The following is a 21,237-nucleotide window of genomic DNA, read 5'->3' as shown; positions in this document are numbered from 1 at the left end:
AATACTTTATCAACAAAAAAAAGGCAGTAAACAATAAATGTCCACTGCCCTATATTTTTTTAATTTCTTCTACGCTTTCTTACGAATCTCAATAATTTTCAGCTTGTTAAGCATCTTAATCACAGGATAAGTTGGATCCACTTCAAACCACTTTGAGCCGAAATTGATTGAATTAGGACGTTTGTGGTGATTATTCTGGAACAACTCCCCCATCATGAGAAAATCAAAAATTAAGGAGTTTTTAGATTTATCATCGTTATCAAAATTCTGATAACCATATTTATGTCCACTCCAGTTAACAATAGCACCATGAATTGGTCCCATTAAAAAGTGGATTGGCAACAAGAAGAAAAACGCCCAGTGCATATCCAGATACAAATATGCCAAAATATAAAAAGCTGAATACAAAATTGCCCAACCTGCTCTTGATGCCCAGGAATCTCCCAGTTTTTCAATAAAATTCCATTCAGGATAATTGCGTTCAAATTGAGTTTCAATTGCTCTTTTACGATTTAAAACAGCATTATATATATCTTTTGTCTCCCACATCATTGTAAAAACATTTTTTGTGTGATGAGGAGAATGAGGATCTCTTTCAGTGTCACTGAATGCATGGTGCATCCGGTGAAGAATGGCGTAAGCACGTGGACTTAAATACGAAGAACCTTGTGACAAATAGGTTAACAAATAAAAAAACCGCTCCCATGGCTTACTCATGATAAACATTTTATGAGCTGAATAACGGTGCAAAAAGAATGTTTGACAAAAAAGAGACAAGTACCAGTGTACAACAAAAACGGCAAGAACTATATACATTGAAAAGATATAATGGTTAAATACGGAATTATAACACAAATTTAATTCAGAGAAGGCAGAATTCCACCATCATTACGCGTTAATTTGCGGACTTATTTATATTGATTCTACAACATCATTAAAATACCATGCCTAACTTGGTTTTTTACAAAATGGTAAATGCATAGTCAAGAAGATTCGCACCCATCTGTAAAGCTTTGCGGCGAAGCTCTTCTGGATCTTTGTAAACGCTTTGATCTTCCCAGCCATTTCCCAAGTCACATTCATAAGAATAAAAGCACAGTAAACGGCCTTGGTAAATCAAGCCAAAACCTTGTGGCGACTTGCCGTCATGTTCATGTACTTTGGGCAGGCCATTGGGAAAATCATATTTCAGATGATAAATCTGATGATTAAAAGGAAGCTCAACAAAAGATAGTTCTGGAAATACTTTTTTCATTTCCCTACGAATAAAAGGGTCCAGACCGTAATTGTCATCTATATGTAAAAAACCTCCTGCAAGCAGGTAAGTGCGCAGGTTCCGGGCTTCTGCATCTGTAAAAACGACATTTCCATGCCCGGTCATGTGTACAAACGGATAAGTAAACAAATCCGGGCTTCCTACTTCCACTACATCTTCAACCGGATTAATATTCATTTTAAGCTCAGAATTCCCAAACCGGATCAGATTTGGAAGCGATGTTTTGTTGGCATACCAGTCGCCCCCGCCGCCATATTTCAGCTTTGCGATTTTTAACGACGACTGCGCCTGACTGACATTTACGGATGTCAGAAATAAAAGTATTATAAACGATTTCATCCAAATGTATTTCACCATAATATCCTTTATAAAAAGAAGTGCCAGAACCGGTATCGTTGAATGCTTCTTAAAGTAATTCTGCCAGATTAATAGCATGGCAACCTGCAACAGCCGCCGTTTCAGTGCGTAACCTGGTCGCACCTAAGGAAACGGCTTCAAAACCGTTGTTAGTTGCTAATATAACTTCCTCCGGGGAGAAATCACCCTCCGGTCCTATCAATAATATTGTATCAGAATGCTTTTTAACCTTTTTTATAACATGTTCGGTCAAATGGTTATCCGGAACATATGCGATCAGGCGGGTTTCCTGATCACACGCTTTTATAAACGAATGAAATTCTGTAATCAATCTGATTTCCGGCATATAATATTGCTGGGATTGTTTCATAGCCGACGCAGCAATCCGGTTTAGACGACTAAGATTCACAACACGGGTTACCGTTTCACGATGCGTATGTTCAGTGACAATAAAATCAATCCGGTCCACACCCATTTCAGTCATCTTTTCAACCATCCATTCATTCCGCTCTGCTTTTCGCGTCGGGGCGACAGCAATATGTACGTTATATAATCTTTTTGGTATAAAACTTGACTCTACGGTTTCATAAGAAACATTCCTTTTGCCAACATTAAGCCTGCATTTGCGCAGAAGTCCCTTACCATCAGTAACATAAATCATATCTCCGGTAGTGAGTCTCAGAACCTTGGTACAGTGCCGCGACTCCTCTTCATCCAATTCAAAAACCTTTGGATCAGGTTGAAAAAATAAGTGCATAATTTAATTTAATTTCCGGATGCCTTTTGCTCCGATTCATTTCTCAAAAATAGTTAAATATTATGTAATCACTTCATAGACAAAAAGTGACTATACCAAGATTTGAAAGGAGAGTCTTCAAAACCCGTTTTTTGTATTTTTTCATTATTTTTAAAAATACTTATGAATATAAACCCTAAATATTATATAAATACACAATTGCGTTTTGAATGGTTTATTTTTAAATCTTAGCTTATTTTATGGAAAAAGTACATTATTTACTGATAATACTACCATGTTCGCAATTTTATTCTGTATTAGATTAAATTTTATTAGATTTTATTTTTTAGAAATACATTTTAGCATTAATATTGTGTCGTAATATTAATTCGTCACCACTTTATCTAGTATTATTATGTCAAAATCTAAGCTGGAATACATTTGGCTGGACGGCTCTAAGCCAACCCAAAGTTTACGCAGCAAAACCAAAATTGAAAGCGACTTTAGTGGTAAACTTGAAGATCTAAGCAATTGGTCATTTGATGGTTCATCTACAGAGCAAGCAGCTGGTGGTTCTTCTGACTGTCTATTGAAACCTGTTTATATTATTCCGGATCCACAACGTAAAGACGGATACCTTGTTATGTGCGAGGTACTTAACGCTGACGGAACTCCTCACGTTACAAATGGCAGAGCTACGATTGAAGACGATGATAACGATTTCTGGTTCGGTTTTGAACAGGAATATTTCCTTTGGGATATCGAAACTAATAAGCCATTAGGATTTCCTGCAAACGGATATCCAGCACCACAAGGCCCATACTACTGTTCAGTAGGTGCTCAAAATGCATACGGACGCGAAATTATTGAAGAACATCTTGACGCTTGTATCGAAGCAGGTCTTAACATTGAAGGTATCAATGCTGAGGTTGCGGCTGGTCAGTGGGAATTCCAGATGTTTGCGAAAGGTGCGAAACAAGCCGGAGACGAAATCTGGTTGGGACGTTATCTTTTGGAGCGTATCGGTGAAAAATATGGTGTTTCTATCAACTGGCACCCGAAACCATTGGGAGCTCTTGACTGGAACGGAAGCGGAATGCATGCCAACTTCTCAAACAATGTATTGAGAACTGCTGGCAGCAAAGAAACTTTCGACAAAATTTGCGAAGCCTTCCGTCCTGTTGTTAAAGAACATATCGAAGTTTACGGTGCTGATAACCACCTTCGTTTGACTGGAAAACACGAAACTGCAAGTATTCATGATTTCAGCTATGGTGTTTCTGACCGTGGTGCTTCTATCCGTATTCCTGTTCTTGTTCCTCAAAGAGGATGGAGCGGATACCTTGAAGACCGTCGTCCAAACTCTGCTGCTGATCCATATAAAGTAGCTGCTCGTATTATCAAAACTGTTAAAGGAGCCGTTTAGAAAATAGTTATTTTGTAATAACAAGAAAAAGACCACCGCTTTGGTGGTCTTTTTCTTGTTATTGTATTTGAAAAAATATTACTCTTCGTCCTCAGTTGAAAAAGAATAAACATTTGGATCAAGTTGCAAACGTCCTGAATTGTAACGGATGATGAAATCGTTAATTACTTTTTCATTGATTTCAGTTTTGTTCAATCCAACTTCCAGACCGATTCCGTAGTCAAACTTATCGTCAACTTCAACGTGTTCGCGAACAGAGATTTCTTCATTTTCCTCAATTTCTTCAATAAATTCAGTTAGCAGAATTTCCGCTTCCTCATCTTTATCAAAATCAACCACATCGTTTTCCCCTCTTTCATCAGGTGAAATATAGTCCGGCATTTGAAGTTTCAATCTTTCCAAAGCCGCATCATAAACCAAAGTTGAATGGTGTAATCTCAGCGTATAGATCAACAAATCATAGACCACCTCTTTATCTTTGTAATAACCTACAAACTGAACGTGGGCATGTTCGTTATTTTCTTCTTCATCTTCTTCGAACTCGTCTGTAACGTATACAAAGTTCAATCGTTCAGCTTTACATTCCCGTTTTAGCTGTGCAATTTCTTCTGGATCGAATCCCGGATTCATAGTTTTGATTTGATTATTGTTTTAAAGCAATGGTAACGATTATTATTCTAAAAATAGCATTTCCCTGTATTTTGCCAGCGGCCAGTCTTCATCGTCGATCAATAATTCCAGTTTATCAACATGGTATCTGATCTCATCAAAATATCCCTTTACTGTTGAGCCATAAAAACGAGCCCGTTCCAATAAATCTTCAACGTTGTTAGCCGTTTTCCGGCTTTCAGTCATTTCATGCACCAGCCTTTTAATAATGACCACATGCGAAGAAATATCCTTGATTATTTCCTTGATCGGCTCTGCCTCTTCCAGCATTTCCAGATCTGTCAGGGCCCTTGCTGTTTGAGCAAGTTTGAACTGATATTTAACAACCGTTGATACGACGTGATTCAGTGCCAGGTCACTTATTACCCTTGATTCAATCTGTAATTTCTTAACATAATTTTCAAGTTCAATTTCATAACGGGCATGCAATTCTCTTGAAGACAATACGCCCATTTTTTCAAAAGCCTTGATTGTGCTTTCTGTCACATAAGCATAAAGCGCATCATAAGTCGCGCTGATATTACTTAATCCTCTGCTCTTAGCCTCTTCAACCCATTCCTCAGAATAACCGTTTCCTTCAAACAGTATTTTTTTAGATTCTTTGAAGTATCTTTTCAGAATTGCTACGGTGGCCACTTTCTTCTCTTCTCCGGCATTCAGCCTTTCATCCATTTCCCGCTTAAACTCGGTCAGCTGATTTGCTACAATCGTGTTTAAAACAATCATTGGCGAGGCACTGTTTAATGCACTGCCAACCGCACGGTATTCAAACTTATTTCCAGTGAAACAAAAAGGAGATGTTCTGTTTCTGTCTGTATTGTCACGCTGCAAGTTTGGTATCCGGGTTATCCCAAGTTTGTAATAAAAGTTTTCACCTTTTTCCAGTGTAATTTCTCCTTTATTGACCAACTCTTCCAGCATATTGGTCAATTCTCCTCCCAAAAATACGGAAACTATTGATGGCGGCGCCTCATTTGCTCCCAAACGATGTTCATTTCCTGCGGAAGAAATAGAAGCGCGTAACAGATCCGCGTGATCATGCACTGCCTTCACCACATTAAGCAAAAAGGTCAGAAAGCGAAGATTTTCTTTCGGTTTTGTCGTTGGTGCAAGCAGGTTAATTCCTGTGTCCGTTGACAAAGACCAGTTATTATGCTTTCCGCTTCCATTAATTCCTGCAAAAGGCTTTTCGTGAAAAAGAACCTGAAAATTATGTTTTTCACCAATTTTCTGCATCAGATCCATCAGCAAAGCATTATGATCGATGGCCAGATTTACCTCTTCAAAAGTCGGGGCGCATTCAAATTGGCCTGGTGCTACTTCATTATGTCTTGTCCGAACCGGGATACCAAGTTTTAAAGCCTCAAATTCGAAATCAACCATAAATGCGTTAACCCGCGGCGATATGGATCCGAAATAATGATCGTCCAGCTGCTGACCACGCGCAGGGCTATGCCCAAATACTGTTCTCCCCGTCATCAATAAATCCGGACGGGCATAGTATAAAGCTTTATCAACGAGAAAATATTCCTGTTCAATACCAAGCGTCGGCGTGACTTTGTCAACATCACGATTAAAAAACTGACAAACAGAAGTTGCGGCCTTATCCAGCATCACCAGCGACCGCAGCAACGGAGCCTTATAATCCAGCGCTTCACCAGTGTAAGAAATAAAAACAGACGGAATACACAAGGTTTTTCCTCCTGCCCCATTATCCATCAAAAAAGCAGGAGAACTTGGATCCCAGCCTGTATAACCACGGGCCTCAAAAGTTGCCCGTAAACCTCCGCTTGGAAACGAGGATGCGTCAGGTTCCTGCTGAACGAGGGCACTACCTTTGAATTTTTCTACGGCTTTTCCGTCAATGGTTAAATCGAAAAATGAATCATGTTTTTCTGCCGTACTTCCGGTCAAGGGCTGAAACCAATGCGTGTAATGCGTTGCGCCTTTGGAAATCGCCCATGACTTCATGGCCGCGGAAACTTCTTCGGCAACTTCCCTATCTATTGTAGATCCCGAGCGGATCGCATTTGAAATTTTAATATAAGCTTCCTGAGAAAGTAAAGTTCTCATCACATCATCACTGAAAGTATTACTTCCATACAGGTCAGCCACCTTTTCAGTTGGTGGTGTTAATACAGGTGCAACACGGCTCAGTGCAATCTCAAAAGCTTTGGAACGAAAGGTCATAAGTATGGGTAATTAATAGTATTTCTTGCCAAAATTATTTATTTCGGGATACTAAGTACCAAAACTGCATGAATTTTTCTGATTTTTCACTTTATAAGTTACAACAAGTGTCAAATTCGGGATATTTTTTTGAATTTTGCAGTTTATTCCCCTAACATGCTAAAAAGATTTCGATTTCTGGCTTTGTACGGGTTGAGCTGGATATTATTTTTTCAACTCTTCCGTATCATTTTTTTTATATATCATTTCAAAAAGTCCCAGGATCTTGGCGGTTACCTGCTTGTGCAAAGTGCATTACACGGTCTGAGAATGGATATTTCTTTTTCCGGATATATTCTTATGATTCCCACTTTGCTGATTGCGGCAAGCAGTGTTAAGTGGAAATGGTATGAAAACTTTTTGAAATGGTATAGCGTCATCGTTGCGTTTTTAATGGTTTTGCTAACCATTTTTGATCTTGAACTATTTCGTGCCTGGGGTTTCAGAATTGATGCGACATCACTCATATACTTGAAAACACCAAAAGAAGCATTTGCTTCTATGGGTGCTGCCCCGGTTTTCCCCTTACTGCTTCTTTTGATCTCACTTCTCGTTCTGGTGATCAAAATATTGTTTACTATTCAAGAAAGATCAATACCCTATTTTTCCGGATCCTCTCCGGTTTTCACAGCCTTGCTTTTCATATTTCTGGCTGCTATACTGATTATTCCAATTCGTGGAGGCTTTCAACTGGCTCCTATGAACGAAAGTGCGGTTTATTTTTCAAACCGAAGTTTTGCCAATTACGCAGCGGTAAATGTTCCCTGGAATTATAGTCGCTCTTTGCTTAACGAAGGTTTTGACAGACGGAACCCTTTTCATTATTTCTCAGACGAAAAAACAAATGCGCGTGTAAAATCACTATATCAAACAGGAAAAGAACACGAGCAATTGATTGATACGACCCACGCGCCAGTAAATGTAATTATCATCATCTGGGAAAGTTTCACAGCCAAAATCGTGGAAAAGCTGAATGGCGTACCCGGAATTACACCGCAATTTGATGCACTTACAAAAGAAGGAATCCTATTCACAAACATGTACGCAAGTGGGAACCGGAGCGATAAAGGGATGGTGGCAGTATTAAGCGGATACCCGGCGCAACCGACTACTTCCATCATTAAAATACCGAACAAAACTGTTTCGCTTCCATCGCTACCAAGGGAGTTCAGAGATTACGGTTATAACACTTCATTTTATTATGGAGGCGAAACCGAATTTGCCAACATGAAAACATATTTTATACAACAGGGATTTAACACCATTGTTGATAAAAATGCATTCAATGAGGCCGACATGAATTCCAAATGGGGTGCACATGATCATGTGGTTTTGAATAAATTCCTGACGGACCTTGATCAAAAAAAACAGCCGTTTTTTTCGACAATATTTACATTGAGCAGTCATGAGCCTTTTGAAGTTCCTGTAAAAACGATTATTCAGGGGAACGATCAGGAACATTTGTTTCTGAATGCGCATCATTACTCAGATGCGTCAATTGGAGAATTTATCAGAAAAGCCAAAACAAAACCCTGGTGGAAAAATACGCTGATCGTCATCCTGGCGGATCACGGGCATCCGTTACCAGAAAAACCAGCCTCAAAACCAAATGAATTTCACATCCCCATGTTATGGCTTGGCGGTGTGTTGAAAGAAAAAAATATCACTATTGATACGTTATGCTCGCAAACCGATCTGGCCGCGACTCTGGTTAATCAACTTAATCTGCCGTCAAAATCCTTCCATTGGAGTAATGATATTTTCATGAAAAAACGTACTCCGTTTGCCTATTTCGCTTTTATGAACGGTTTCGGCTGGATACGCCCTAACGGGTTTATTGTCAGAGATAACATTGGAGGCAACATTACTGAGAAATCCGGTAATCTGAAATCCACAGAAGTTGACTATGGAAAATCCTATTTACAAGCTTCTTTTGGTGATTATTTAAAGCGTTAAGCGGAAAAAGTGTAATTTTGCACTCTTATTGTCATTACTATGAAAAAAGTCGCTTTTTATACGCTGGGTTGTAAACTGAATTACTCTGAAAGTTCTTCGATCGCGAGGATGTTTGAAGACAAGGGTTATTCCAAGGTTGAATTCAACGATAAGCCGGATATCTTTATCATCAATACTTGCTCAGTAACTGAAAATGCGGATAAGAAATGCCGCAAAATTGTTCGTGAAGCACAAAAAATAAATGCCGACGGTTACGTTGCCATCATAGGTTGTTATGCGCAATTAAAACCTGCTGAAATTGCCGAAATTCCTGGTGTAGATGCCGTTTTAGGTGCAGCTGAAAAATTCCGCCTGGTTGAATTACTGGATACTTTTGAAAAGGAGCCGGTCAATCAAACTGCGAAAATCCTTGCTTCTCCTATTGAAGATGCGGTTGAATACCATACTTCCTATTCACTTAATGACCGTACCCGTACTTTCCTGAAAGTGCAGGACGGATGTGACTATCCCTGCGCTTATTGCACAATACCACTGGCGCGTGGAAAAAGCCGTTCGGACACAATAGCCAATATCGTCAAAGCTGCTCAGGATATTGCTGCAAGAGAGGTTAAGGAAATTGTGTTGACGGGTGTTAATATCGGAGATTTTGGAATTCAGAATGGTATTAAAAAAGAAACTTTTCTGGATCTGATCAGAGCATTGGACGAAGTGGAAGGTATATCAAGATTCAGGATTTCTTCTATCGAACCAAATTTATTGACCGATGAAGTAATTGAATTTGTAGCGCAGTCGAAACGTTTTGTTCCTCATTTCCATATTCCGTTACAATCTGGCTCAAACAGCGTTTTGGCACTCATGCGCCGTAGGTACAGGAGAGAATTGTATGTTGAGAGAGTAGCAAAAATTAAATCATTAATGCCGGATTGCTGCATCGGGGTCGACGTGATTGTGGGCCATCCGGGTGAAACGCATGAATTATTTTTGGAAAGCTACCAGTTTTTAAATGAGCTTGACATTTCCTATCTCCACGTTTTTACTTATTCGGAACGGGAAAATACGCTGGCGACAACGATTAGACCAATTGTACCAAAATCAGAAAGAGCAGAACGATCTAAAATGCTTCATATACTTTCTGAAAAGAAGAAGAGACATTTCTACGAATCACAGATTGGAAAAACGGGTACTGTATTGTTTGAAGATGAAATACAGAACGGACAAATGCTTGGCTTTACTGAAAATTATATTCGTGTAGCTGTAAAATACGATCCGCTTCTGATCAACGAAACCAAGGAAATACAGTACGTTCATCTCAATGAATCAGGGTTAATGGAGGTTATGGAATCCGAAAATTATGAACCTGCGCATTAGCTGTTAGCTGTTAGCTGTTAGCTGTTAGCTGTTAGCTGTTAGGAATGCGTTTAACGATAATTCAGTTCGGTGCACCCGTTCTAAAATAAGAACATTTCAAAAAAAGCATTAGTAACAAAAAACCGACCGGCAGAATATTCTGCCGGTCGGTTTTTTATGTTTTAAATTCCTATGCTTCTACAAGGAACTCATCATGCTGGCTGATATCCAAACCAACTTTTTCGTCAGTTTCAGATACACGTAGCGGCAAAATAAGATCTGTAATTTTCAAAAGAAGGAATGAACCTCCGAAAGCGAATGCTGAAACACCTACCAACGCAATTACGTGGTTGATGAAAAGCGTAGTTTCACCAAAAGCAAGACCTTGATCAGTTACCAATGGGTTCACTGCACTTGTTGCGAAAATACCAGTCATCAACATACCAACCATTCCACCTACACCATGGCAAGGGAACACGTCAAGTGTATCATCCAAAGTTGAACGAGTGCGAAGGTGTGCAACATAATTACTGATACATGCAGCAACTGCACCGATGAAGATAGACGAAGGAACGGTTACGAAACCAGCAGCAGGCGTGATAGCCACTAGACCTACAACCGCACCGATACAAAAGCCAAGTGCAGAAACTTTTTTACCTCTTGCAACATCGAACAATACCCAGGCCAAACCAGCAGCACCGGCAGCAGTGTTAGTTGCAGCGAAAGCAGAAACTGCCAAAGGAGAAGCAGTCAAAGCAGAACCGGCGTTGAAACCGAACCATCCAAACCAAAGTAAACCAGTTCCTAAAAGAACGTAAGGAATGTTTGCAGGAGGCAATACGTGTGATTCAAGTACAGATTTACGTCTTTTCAAATACATTGCACCAGCCAAAGCTGCCCAGCCAGCAGACATGTGAACAACTGTTCCACCAGCAAAGTCAAGAACCCCCATTTTGAACAAGATACCATCTGCATGCCATGTCATGTGGCAAAGCGGAGCGTAAACAAACACACAGAACAAAATCATGAAAAGTACATAAGAGCGGAAATTTACACGCTCAGCCATAGATCCTGTGATAAGAGCAGGTGTAATAACAGCGAACTTCATTTGGAACATCGCAAATAAAGCGAAAGGAATTGTTCCGAAAGCAGGACCATCCAACACGCCTTTAAACATAAAGTGAGTGGTCGGATTACCGATAAATCCTCCAATGTCATCTCCAAAAGCAAGACTGAAACCAACTACAACCCAAAGAACGCTAATAACACCCATGGCGATAAAGCTTTGAAGCATGGTGGAAATAACATTTTTGTTATTAACCATACCTCCATAAAAATAAGCTAAACCGGGAGTCATTAACAGTACCAGTGCGGATGATACCAACATCCAGGCGATATCGCCCGAATTTAAGCCCTCAGTGACAATTTTGGTAGGCACGCTAGGAACAAAAGCCCCCAGCAGAGCAATTACCAGTAAAATAATCAGTGGTAAATAATTACGTTTTTCCATTGTTTTGTAGAGATTTCGATTGTTTTTGATTTAAGAAGGTGAATTAAAATTTATAGATAAAAGCAATTCCAAATGTTGTCTGACTGCTTTTTGTGAAATTTCCGTCTGAATCTTCAAATTGTTCTTCCTTGTTACCACCAGCTTTTGGATAAGCGTCAAGACGGAATTCAGGTTTGATAAGAATGTGTCCATCTGCAAGACCGATGTTTCCTGTTAAAGTTACAGAATTTACGTGAGTTCCAATACCAGAAATTGGACTTTCTGCTGTTCCTTTTCCATTAGGAAATGCAAGTAAAGCTCTTACACCGTTATCGTTATTGAAATATTCGTAACGCGCACCGATCGCAAAATTGTCTGTAATCGCTACATTAGAATAAAGTGCAGCTCCACCCCATGTTTGCGCATCCGTTGGCCCCCCATACCCTTGATAATCTCCTTTTTGAGAGCCAAGTGCGGCATTAACTCCAACCAGGAATTTTGGGGTAATCTGATAACTTGAAGTAACATCAAATACGCGGTAATGAGCTTTTGGAGAATCTCCGTCCGAACCCGGGTTAGCTTCATTGCTATTGATAAAGTTAAGGTAGACATTCCATCCTGTAACAGGTGAAATGAATAATTGAGATATAATACCTTTTTTGCGGTTGTTATCTCCCAATCCATCTACATTGTTAACCACACCAGCCATTAATGAAACTTTATCAGTGAAAGCATAAGTTGCCTTAACCCCCGTATGATAAAATGGCCCGTTGTTAAATAAGTTTGAAAGTGAGTAGTTAAAGTTTGCAGGCGCATCAATTACTTCATATCCGATATGCGTTCCAAACTGACCTGCTGTCATTGAGAACTTGTCTGTAAATTTATACGTAAAGTAAGCTTGTTTGATGGCCAAAGCTGTACTGAACGGGAAATTACCATAGTTACCCAGGTTTGCATTAGGACCAAAAGTCAAGTCAACAACTGCCTCAGATTTAGAATTGGTATAAACCGCTTTTGCCTGTACCAAACCCAACTGAAACTCACCCGATTTGATATCAAAAACACGGGCGTTTGCCTGGCCAAGGTTTGAACGTGAGGCCGGCTTATTAAAGTTGGCCATGTAATATGAATCTAAATAACCAGAAAACGCAAAAGATCCCTTACCTTCTTCACCTTCTTCTTTTACCTCCTCAATCTTGGTAGTTTCTGTTGTTTTGGTTTTCTTTTCTTCTGCCAAGCCCGACTTACTAAAACCCAAAAAAGGGATCATTAAAGATAATACTGTGCAATAGACCTTTTTCATAATTTTCTTCTGTTTACGTATTTAATAGTTTCACTGATTATTTACGAACCAAATATTGTATTAAAATTATATTTATCAAATATTATAGTCATTTTTTATCATGAAAAGATGAATTTTCCTTTTTTTGTACTCTTTTTTATCAATATTAAAACATAATCAACGCATTACATATATTTTAATAAATTTTAATTTATTCTGCATTTGCATAGTATTACGAAATTTTATTAAATGGCAGATCTCCGATTAATTAAGAAATTTTATTATTATTTTACTATTATAAAATTGTAAGGCACAAAAAAAGACCCACAGTAAGTGGGTCTTTTAAAGCATTAAGATCTGATTATGGATTATTCACCATGCATCCAAGCTTTTTTAGCCAGTAAAGTTTCTTCTTCCTCCTCATTTTCAGGATCGGGCACGCAGCAATCCACCGGACAAACGGCAGCGCATTGCGGTTCTTCATGAAAGCCTACACACTCAGTACATTTATCTGATACTATATAATAGAATTCATCTGACACAGGTGACTGCTTTTCTTTACCGCTAATTACGGTTCCGTCTCCAAAATCTACCTCGTCCAAACTTGTACCCTCTCCCCACGTCCATTCTACACCACCTTCATAAATAGCCGTATTGGGGCACTCTGGCTCGCACGCCCCACAATTTATGCATTCATCGGTTATCATTATAGCCATAGTCGCCGGATTGTTTATATTTGTTCCTATTTTCGCCCTAATAGACTAACAAATATAACTATTTAAAGTTTCCCGACAATCAGAAAAATAAAAACAGATTCACAAGTTTAATTATTTTTAGTTTCCCTGGAATGATATCAAGAATTCAACGCATAAATGCCTTTATTAAATTAGGAAATTTTTTGAAAGACCCCCAAAACAGGGATTATCTTCAGGAATTAGCTATTACTGCCAATAGAAAAAATAACTGGTTTACGCCGGTCAATGTGTTGGGATCGTTGGATGCAATTGCTGAACGCTTCCTTTCAGAGGAAAACTTGACAAACTGGATCAATCAATATCCGGAACCGGCAGCATCTCAGAAAATTGGTGTGATCATGGCCGGCAATATTCCTGCTGTTGGGTTTCATGATGTTTTGTGTGTGTTAATGAGCGGACATACATTATTGGCTAAATCCAGTTCCGACGACCCTGTCCTGATTCCGGCATTACTGGAAAAACTTATAGAAATTGAACCAGCATTTGCTGACTATATATTTTTTGTGGAAAGACTAAACGATTCAGACGCTTACCTTGCAACCGGGAGCGATAACACAGCGAGATATTTTCATTACTATTTTTCTAAAAAACCAAATATAATAAGGAAGAACAGGACCTCTCTTGCCGTGATCACCGGCAATGAAAGTGATGCGGAGCTGCATGCTCTGGGTAAGGATATCCTACAATATTTTGGGCTGGGATGCAGGAATGTTTCGAAATTATATATCCCGGAAGGATATGATTTTACCAAGTTTTTTGAATCAATTCAAGCCTTTGACCAGCTGTATCTTAATCATCATAAATATTTTAACAACTACGAATACAACAAGTCAATCTTACTTGTAAACCGTGTTCTTCATTACGACAATGGCTTTTTGATGCTCACTGAAAATCATGCAATGGTATCTCCGATCAGCGTTGTTCATTATGAGACATACCAAAACATTGAATCCATGAAAGGCTATCTTGAAGAAAATGCTGAGAAAATCCAGTGCGTGGTTGGTGACAAGAATATAATTCATGGCGCTGTTCCTTTCGGGAAAACACAGGAACCAGAACTTTCAGATTATGCTGATAATGTTGACACCATGGCTTTTCTGACTTCATTATAAATTATTATCCCTGAAAATCTCCAAAAAGCTGCGGGCTTTTCAGGGATTACTTTTTCCAAAGGCCCAAATTAAAAATTCCGGCATGGCACGGGACCAGGTTTCCGGATTATGTTCTCCTGCCGGAGTTTCAGAATAAGCAATATCTTTTCCCCAGACAAAACCTTTCCGTTCCAGTTCAGCAATACATTCCAGCGTATCCTGGATAGAATCAATAATCCCGTCATGATCGCGGTCGTCGGTTTCGTCGTTGGTTCCGGTTTGAAACCAGAATTTAAGATCGGTTTTTATAGATGAATTTCTGATCTGTTCATGCATGATCCGGTCCGCATCCTTATATCCGGCATCCAAGGCTTTTTGCCTCCACCACAGAGCACCTGAAAAAACGCCGGTTCTTGAAAAAATATCGGGATGATTCCAAACCATATCAAGCGCCATCAAACCGCCAAGAGAAAATCCTGCGTAACAAACATTGTCTGTTTTTACCAGATAATGTTCATTTAAATAAGGCAACAACTCTTTAAGCACAAAATCAGTCGTGGCACCAGCCTTGCTGCCGCGATGCGCATAATCAGGTTTACAAACGGTTCCATATTCCTGCAAACGATCCGCTCCTGCATGAATTCCAACTACAATAACCGGGTCAATAATCGCATTAATTTGCAGATCCGTAAGGATTTCATTCATGCCGAGCGCTCGGAAATCCTGGCCATCATTGATCAAAAGAAGAGGATATTGCGTTGCTTCATGATAATGCACAGGAAGCCTTATCGAAATAAAAACATCACGATGAAGAAACAAAGAAGATATACTTTGCTCAATACACAAAAGCCGGGGATCAGATGAAATCAAAATGGTTGGAAAAATGGTAAAGCGGCAAGGTAACAGATGCAGTCATTTAATAAAAGAAAGATTGAAATTATTCTGATTTGGGGTAATAATCGTAAGGCAGCATGTCCCCTACCTTATCCCAACTCCAGTATCCCTCAAATGTAATCCCGAGCGGCTTGTCAAAACTTCCGTTTTCCTGTAAAAAAACGCTCGGATCTCTTAACGAGATGATCGAGGTCTGGTAAGATGCCTTTCTTAAATCATCAGAAGTTTTGGAATAAACATATTCAAGATCTTCCATTTCCCTCAGATATACAACTTGTAAAAATCCTTTAAATTCCAGCTTTGCCTGATTTTCGGGAAAGGATAAATATTCGCCATACGAAACATCTTCAAATCTTGTTGACTTCGTCACCCTTGGCCGTCCATTCACAGATGCCTCGGCCGCATAAACGCTCAAACCCTCCACCGGCCGGCTTACACGAAATCCTTCCTGCTGTAATTTTTGATCTCTTAAAGAACGTACAAAATGCATGGTAGAACCCAGATATGCCTGTTGGCGTTTTTCTGCCCATTCCTGCTTTTGGTTATCACTGCCATCCATAAGCTCAAAGTGCGGATAACCAAGATAACTTGAATATTTAGCCTCTTTATTCATGACAAACGCGATCAGCAAAAAACTGATTTTATATCCGAGCTCAGGATTTTCGATGAGAAGAGGTTCTTTTGCAGTAACTGTTAAAGTTTGTTTTTCAACATCAAACACAGTGATCAGTGCGTCTGGATTCAGCAATTTGCATTTTTGGGCTTTTGAACTTTTACCAAGAAAATAATCCTTGAATAACCGCAAATTTGAATACCAGGATGCATCACGCTTAGCAAGTACTGAAACGGTGTCAAGTGCATAAGCTTTGGTGGCAATCTTGAAAAGAATAGGAGGATTTGCGAGTTCTCTCCTGATTTCTACCGGATGAACTATCGGACCATAACCAACCATGGAAACAATCACCTCGTATTTTCCCGGATCCAGCATCAAAGAAAATTCTCCTTTTGCATTTGTTATCGTACCAATTGTGGTATTGGTGATATAAACCGAAACAAATGCTAACGGCTCATTATTTTTTTCATCAATTACGCGGCCATTAAAGGCTTTTTTCTGCGCATACAGACTATTAGAAAATAATATGAAAATTAGAAATGCTGACAAACGAAAAATTTTCATGACCGGCAGTTTTAGGGAAATTGACTTAAACTTCAAGTTTTATTTGGTTACAAAATACGTTGTTAAATTTATTTTTAAAAGCATATGAAAAGTTTCTTGCTCCACAGTAAGCGATTAGTAATTTCTATATTTAATTTATATCACTTTTATCAGCTTTAACCAGTTGTGGCATTTAAATAATTTTATCTTTTGAAAGGATCAGTCATTGTTTATTCGCAATTTTCATTTATTTGCCACTAATTATATGTTTTGTATATTTCAACATCTACTTTAAAAATCGATCTAAATTGGAAGAAAAACATATAAAATATTATTCGCACCACCTTGGCCGCGATATTGATATGCTGGTTTATGGCAGCTGGGGTTATCCAATTCTTGTATTTCCCACAACGCTAGGAAGATACTACCAGGCAAAAGATATGGGTTTAATGGAATCTGTAAGAGGGCTTGTTGATTCGGGGAAATATAAAATTTATTGTATAGATTCGGTGGATGCTGATTCCTGGTACGCCAAACACTTAAATCCCGAAAGCCGGGTTTTGAATCATATTCAGTACGATAAATTTCTTGCAAATGAATTGGTACCTTATATTCGCAATGAATGTCATGTAGAAAAAATTGGAGTGGCAGGATGTAGTTTTGGTGGTTTTCACTCTGCAAATTTCGCGTTCCGCCACCCGGATCTGGTAGCATATCTGGTCAGCATGAGCGGCGCTTTCGACATACGGAATTTCATGGACGGCTTTTATGATGATAATGTCTATTTCAGCAACCCTATTGATTTTATGCCTAATGAACAAAGCTGGCGTTTCAATCACATGAAAATTGTGCTGGGCACTTCCGATTGGGATATTTGTTTAAACAGCAATATCAAAATGTCGAACATACTGAGTTCAAAAGGAATTGATCATTGGCTCGATATCCGGGGTTGGGAAAAACACGACTGGCCGCTCTGGAACCAAATGTTTCCCGATTATTTGAGCAGAATTATGTAAACCGGCCGAGATAATTGGCACCATTTTGGTATTTGAAAAAAACATTAAAAACCGCCGTAAATACCAACTTTAATATTAAACGCATTAACAAAAATTATTATGAAAAAAATTGGAATACTCTTTGGAATGGAAAATACCTTTCCTCAGGCATTTATTGATCGCGTAAACAGCAAAGGTGAAAAAGGTATAATAGCAGAAGCTGTAACAATAGAAAAAGTTGTACAAGCCGACCCAACTGAATATGCAGTTATTATTGACAGAATTTCCCAGGACGTTCCATTTTACAGGGCTTATCTTAAAAATGCAGCTTTAAGTGGAACAGCCGTAATAAATAATCCATTTTGGTGGAGTGCGGATGAAAAATTTTTTAACAACGCTCTGGCCGAAAAAATTGGAGTTCCGGTTCCAAAAACGGTATTGATCCCATCCAAAGAAAGACCTACGGATACGTCGGAAACATCATTCCGAAATCTTAAATTTCCGCTGGCCTGGGAAGAAATGTTTAAATACATAGGATTTCCCGCATATATGAAACCTCACGATGGCGGTGGCTGGAAAAGCGTTTATCAGGTAAATGATCCGCATGATATGTGGAGAAAACATGAGGAAACAGGCCAGCTGATCATGATGTTGCAGGAAGAAATTCAGTTTGATGATTATTTCCGTTGTTATTGCATCGGCCAGAAAGATGTGCTGATCATGCCCTACGAACCAAGAAATCCGCATCACCTTCGTTATGCTTCTGAAATAAAAGCTCAGGGAGAAGAAGCAGAAAAACTTTTAGCGACTATCAAAGAATATACCCTGAAGCTGAATGTTGCTTTGGGTTATGATTTCAATACGGTGGAATTCGCTGTGCGTGACGGAATTCCGATTGCTATCGATTTCTGTAATCCTGCGCCGGACGCAGATATATATTCAGTTGGTAATGACAATTTTGAATGGGTTGTAGAGGCTGCTGCCAATATGGCCATAGAACGTGCTAAAAATCATAAACCAGGACAAACGAACCTCACCTGGGGAACATTCGTAAAAGACTCTGTTGGTTTTGCCTTGCAAGCTCCTGCACCAGCTGCGCAGGAAGGTGAAGTTGAAGTTTCAAAATCGGTCAAACTGAAAAAGGAAAAAGTTTCAAAAAACGAAACCTCTGAAACTCCGGCACCAGCTACGAAGGAAAAAGCACCGGTTCCGGTCGCTTTTGAAGAAATTCCAAAAAGAAAAGCTGAGCCAAAGCAGGCTCCAGAAAAACCGGAGGTGAAAGAAAAAGCCGATGCCAAACCGGTAGCCAAGGCAGCTCCAAAAAAATCAGAAGCTCCAAAAGCAGAAAAACCGGAAGCTCCTAAAAAAGCAACTGGTAAGGCGACAAAAAAGAAATAGCAGCCAATATACTTTTAACCCCAGCAATCAATCATGGCGACTTTCACACTCGGAATTGAAGAAGAATTTCAAACCATTGACCCTGATACCAGAAATCTGCGCTCCCACATGTCTAAACTTGTGGAAGATGGGAAGATAACGTTGCAGGAGCGGGTTAAAGCTGAAATGCACCAGGCAGTGGTGGAGGTAGGTACCAATATTTGCCACAATATTCAGGAAGCAAGAGAAGAGGTTACTTATCTCCGTAAAATGATTCTTGATCTGGCAGCCAAACAAAACCTGCAGGTTGGCGCTGCGGGCACGCATCCATTTGCAGACTGGGTCGAGCAGTTGATCACAGCAGATCCACGTTATGATGAAATTATAGACGAGATGCGTGATGTGGCCAGAGGAAATCTTATTTTTGGTTTGCATGTGCATGTAGGTATAGAAAACCGGAATGAGGGAATTGAGATCATGAACGCGGTGCGCTACTTCCTTCCGCATATCTATGCCTTATCCACAAATTCTCCATTCTGGTGCGGGCGTAATACGGGATTTAAATCTTACCGTTCCAAAGTTTTTGATAAATTCCCAAGAACCGGTATACCCGATTATTTTTCCAGCGCAGCTGAATATGACGAATACATAAACTTACTCGTAAAGACCAAATGTATTGATAATGGCAAGAAAATCTGGTGGGATATCAGGCTCCATCCATTTTTCAACACGATAGAATTCCGGATGTGTGATGTGCCGATGCGCACGGATGAAACCATATGTCTGGCTGCTATTATGCAGGCACTTGTGGCAAAAATTCATAAACTGCATCGTCAGAATTTAAGTTTCCGGCCTTACCACCGTATGCTGATCAACGAAAATAAATGGCGAGCAGCCCGTTATGGAATCAGTGGAAAACTGATCGATTTTGGAAAACAGGAGGAAGTTGAATATAAATTGCTGGTCGTAGAATTACTGGAATTTATTGACGACGTAATCGATGAGCTTGGCAGTAGAAAAGAGATTGAATACATTCATCAGATCCTTGAAATGGGTACGGGTGCAGACCGGCAACTGGCTGTTTTTGAACAAACAAATGACATGAAAGCCGTTGTTGATTATATAGTTTCGGAAACAAAAATCGGAATATATTAAACATTCCGGTTCTTATTATTAACTGTTTAAAGAAGAATTCTTTTTAGTGCTTACTAAGGGAATTCTTCTTTTTGTTGAATCAAATGAGGAAATTTACGTTTTGAAATAGAGACAATAACAAAACGGAGTACCAAAATTATTTATCAGGTTTGGGCCCAATCGAAAATGAACAACAACAAAAGACAGTTCAGAATTGCTATTCTGGATATGTACAACGGCTTTGAAAATGAAGGCATGCGTTGTATAAAAAAAATAATTACAGGTTTTGGTGAGAAGGAATTATTGAACCTGACTTATGAGATTTTTGACGTTCGTCAGAAACTGGAAGTGCCCGGGATGGACTTTGATGCCTATATTTCCACAGGCGGTCCGGGAAATCCGGCTCCGTCTGGCGAGGCCTGGGAGCGCAAGTTTTTTCGTTTTCTGGATCAAATTAATGCCTTCAATGCAAGTCGGCATAACCGTACAAAAAAACATCTTTTTTTAATTTGTCATTCTTTCCAAATGGCCAGTATACATTGGCAAATTGGTACGGTCGGCAAAAGAAGAAAAACTTCATTTGGAACATTTCCGGTTCATAAAACTTCCTGGGGGAGAAAAGATCCACTATTAAATCCGCTGAATGATCCTTTCTGGATTGTAGATTCAAGAGATTTTCAGGTCATCCAGCCAGACCAGCAGGCGATTGACAATATGGGTGCAAAGATCATTTGTCTTGAAAAAATTCGTCCTCATGTGCCGTTGGAACGTGCCATTATGGCCATCCGTTTTTCCAAAGAAATTGTTGGGACACAATTCCATCCGGAAGCAGATTCAGAAGGAATGCTGAGATATTTTTTAAGAGAAGATAAGAAAAAAAGTATAACAGAAAATTACGGCGAGGCAAAATACAACGACATGATCGAGCATTTGAACGATCCTGACAAGATCAGAATGACGGAGGCTACAATCATTCCAGCTTTTTTAAAAATAGCTTTTGATAAAATTCAGGAGGTAGAAAACATCGCAGCTGCTATTTAATCATTCAGGCATTCATCAACAAAGTAA

General features: G+C 39.3%; 18 protein-coding genes. 8 read left to right on the top strand and 10 right to left on the bottom strand.

The features are described 5' to 3' along the window. Window positions 1–69: 69 nt before the first annotated feature. The 3 genes from LXL81_RS23415 to LXL81_RS23405 all read right to left on the bottom strand — a co-directional run bounded on the left by LXL81_RS23415 (window position 70) and on the right by LXL81_RS23405 (window position 2,390). Window positions 70–816: an acyl-CoA desaturase gene (locus tag LXL81_RS23415; protein WP_234649429.1), complete on the bottom strand. Its 747-nt coding sequence runs from the start codon at window positions 814–816 to the stop codon at window positions 70–72. A gap of 145 nt (window positions 817–961) precedes the next feature. After that, window positions 962–1,615 carry a DUF4159 domain-containing protein gene (locus LXL81_RS23410; protein ID WP_234649427.1) on the bottom strand — a complete coding sequence of 218 codons (654 nt, stop codon included), beginning with the start codon at window positions 1,613–1,615 and terminating at the stop codon, window positions 962–964. A 67-nt stretch (window positions 1,616–1,682) separates the two neighbouring features. Next, the gene (locus LXL81_RS23405; protein WP_234649425.1) at window positions 1,683–2,390 is read right to left on the bottom strand and encodes a 16S rRNA (uracil(1498)-N(3))-methyltransferase; all 708 of its coding nucleotides are present in this window, start codon (window positions 2,388–2,390) and stop codon (window positions 1,683–1,685) included. Between the two features lie 394 nt (window positions 2,391–2,784). Here LXL81_RS23405 and LXL81_RS23400 point away from each other — a divergent pair, with 394 nt between their 5' ends. Then, complete coding sequence (locus LXL81_RS23400; RefSeq protein WP_234649423.1) at window positions 2,785–3,795, top strand: glutamine synthetase beta-grasp domain-containing protein; 1,011 nt, start codon at window positions 2,785–2,787, stop codon at window positions 3,793–3,795. Between the two features lie 78 nt (window positions 3,796–3,873). Here LXL81_RS23400 and LXL81_RS23395 read toward each other — a convergent pair whose 3' ends face one another. Then, complete coding sequence (locus LXL81_RS23395; RefSeq protein ID WP_234649421.1) at window positions 3,874–4,425, bottom strand: hypothetical protein; 552 nt, start codon at window positions 4,423–4,425, stop codon at window positions 3,874–3,876. Window positions 4,426–4,467: 42 nt separating this feature from the next. Beyond that, window positions 4,468–6,654, bottom strand: coding sequence for a glutamine synthetase III (locus LXL81_RS23390; protein ID WP_234649419.1), 2,187 nt, complete (start codon window positions 6,652–6,654; stop codon window positions 4,468–4,470). Between the two features lie 156 nt (window positions 6,655–6,810). On the opposite strand from LXL81_RS23390, the gene LXL81_RS23385 reads away from it, so the two are divergent. Next, window positions 6,811–8,649, top strand: coding sequence for an LTA synthase family protein (locus LXL81_RS23385; RefSeq protein ID WP_234649418.1), 1,839 nt, complete (start codon window positions 6,811–6,813; stop codon window positions 8,647–8,649). A gap of 39 nt (window positions 8,650–8,688) precedes the next feature. Continuing rightward, entirely contained in the window at window positions 8,689–10,017 is a 1,329-nt protein-coding gene (gene mtaB, locus LXL81_RS23380) for a tRNA (N(6)-L-threonylcarbamoyladenosine(37)-C(2))-methylthiotransferase MtaB (RefSeq protein ID WP_234649416.1), read from the top strand. A gap of 169 nt (window positions 10,018–10,186) precedes the next feature. Here mtaB and LXL81_RS23375 read toward each other — a convergent pair whose 3' ends face one another. The 3 genes from LXL81_RS23375 to LXL81_RS23365 form a co-directional block, all read right to left on the bottom strand. Next, a complete protein-coding gene (locus tag LXL81_RS23375; protein ID WP_234649414.1) occupies window positions 10,187–11,506 on the bottom strand; it encodes an ammonium transporter in 1,320 nt (439 codons plus the stop codon). Window positions 11,507–11,549: 43 nt separating this feature from the next. Further along, the gene (locus LXL81_RS23370; RefSeq protein ID WP_234649412.1) at window positions 11,550–12,788 is read right to left on the bottom strand and encodes a porin; all 1,239 of its coding nucleotides are present in this window, start codon (window positions 12,786–12,788) and stop codon (window positions 11,550–11,552) included. A 347-nt stretch (window positions 12,789–13,135) separates the two neighbouring features. Beyond that, window positions 13,136–13,483, bottom strand: coding sequence for a 4Fe-4S dicluster domain-containing protein (locus LXL81_RS23365; RefSeq protein ID WP_234649410.1), 348 nt, complete (start codon window positions 13,481–13,483; stop codon window positions 13,136–13,138). Window positions 13,484–13,665: 182 nt separating this feature from the next. On the opposite strand from LXL81_RS23365, the gene LXL81_RS23360 reads away from it, so the two are divergent. Then, entirely contained in the window at window positions 13,666–14,634 is a 969-nt protein-coding gene (locus LXL81_RS23360; RefSeq protein ID WP_310589610.1) for an acyl-CoA reductase, read from the top strand. Window positions 14,635–14,673: 39 nt separating this feature from the next. Here LXL81_RS23360 and LXL81_RS23355 read toward each other — a convergent pair whose 3' ends face one another. Both LXL81_RS23355 and LXL81_RS23350 read right to left on the bottom strand, forming a co-directional pair. Further along, entirely contained in the window at window positions 14,674–15,432 is a 759-nt protein-coding gene (locus tag LXL81_RS23355; RefSeq protein WP_234649406.1) for an esterase family protein, read from the bottom strand. A 118-nt stretch (window positions 15,433–15,550) separates the two neighbouring features. After that, entirely contained in the window at window positions 15,551–16,684 is a 1,134-nt protein-coding gene (locus LXL81_RS23350) for a carboxypeptidase-like regulatory domain-containing protein (protein ID WP_234649404.1), read from the bottom strand. Window positions 16,685–16,971: 287 nt separating this feature from the next. Between LXL81_RS23350 and LXL81_RS23345 the strand changes: the two genes are divergently transcribed. From LXL81_RS23345 to LXL81_RS23330, 4 genes are all read left to right on the top strand, one after another. Then, window positions 16,972–17,679, top strand: coding sequence for an esterase family protein (locus LXL81_RS23345; RefSeq protein WP_234649402.1), 708 nt, complete (start codon window positions 16,972–16,974; stop codon window positions 17,677–17,679). Between the two features lie 99 nt (window positions 17,680–17,778). Next, the gene (locus LXL81_RS23340; RefSeq protein ID WP_234649401.1) at window positions 17,779–19,056 is read left to right on the top strand and encodes a glutathione synthase; all 1,278 of its coding nucleotides are present in this window, start codon (window positions 17,779–17,781) and stop codon (window positions 19,054–19,056) included. 33 nt (window positions 19,057–19,089) lie between these two features. Then, window positions 19,090–20,190, top strand: a complete 1,101-nt coding sequence (locus LXL81_RS23335; protein WP_234649399.1) for a carboxylate-amine ligase — start codon at window positions 19,090–19,092, stop codon at window positions 20,188–20,190. A gap of 165 nt (window positions 20,191–20,355) precedes the next feature. Beyond that, on the top strand, window positions 20,356–21,210 hold the full coding sequence (locus tag LXL81_RS23330; RefSeq protein ID WP_234649398.1) for a type 1 glutamine amidotransferase: 855 nt from the start codon (window positions 20,356–20,358) through the stop codon (window positions 21,208–21,210). Window positions 21,211–21,237: the final 27 nt, after the last annotated feature.

It is taken from the genome of Dyadobacter sp. CY356 (assembly GCF_021440195.1).
GTDB lineage: Bacteria > Bacteroidota > Bacteroidia > Cytophagales > Spirosomataceae > Dyadobacter.
Note: the sequence above shows the minus strand (reverse complement) of the source record. Positions and strands in the feature narration are given on the sequence as shown.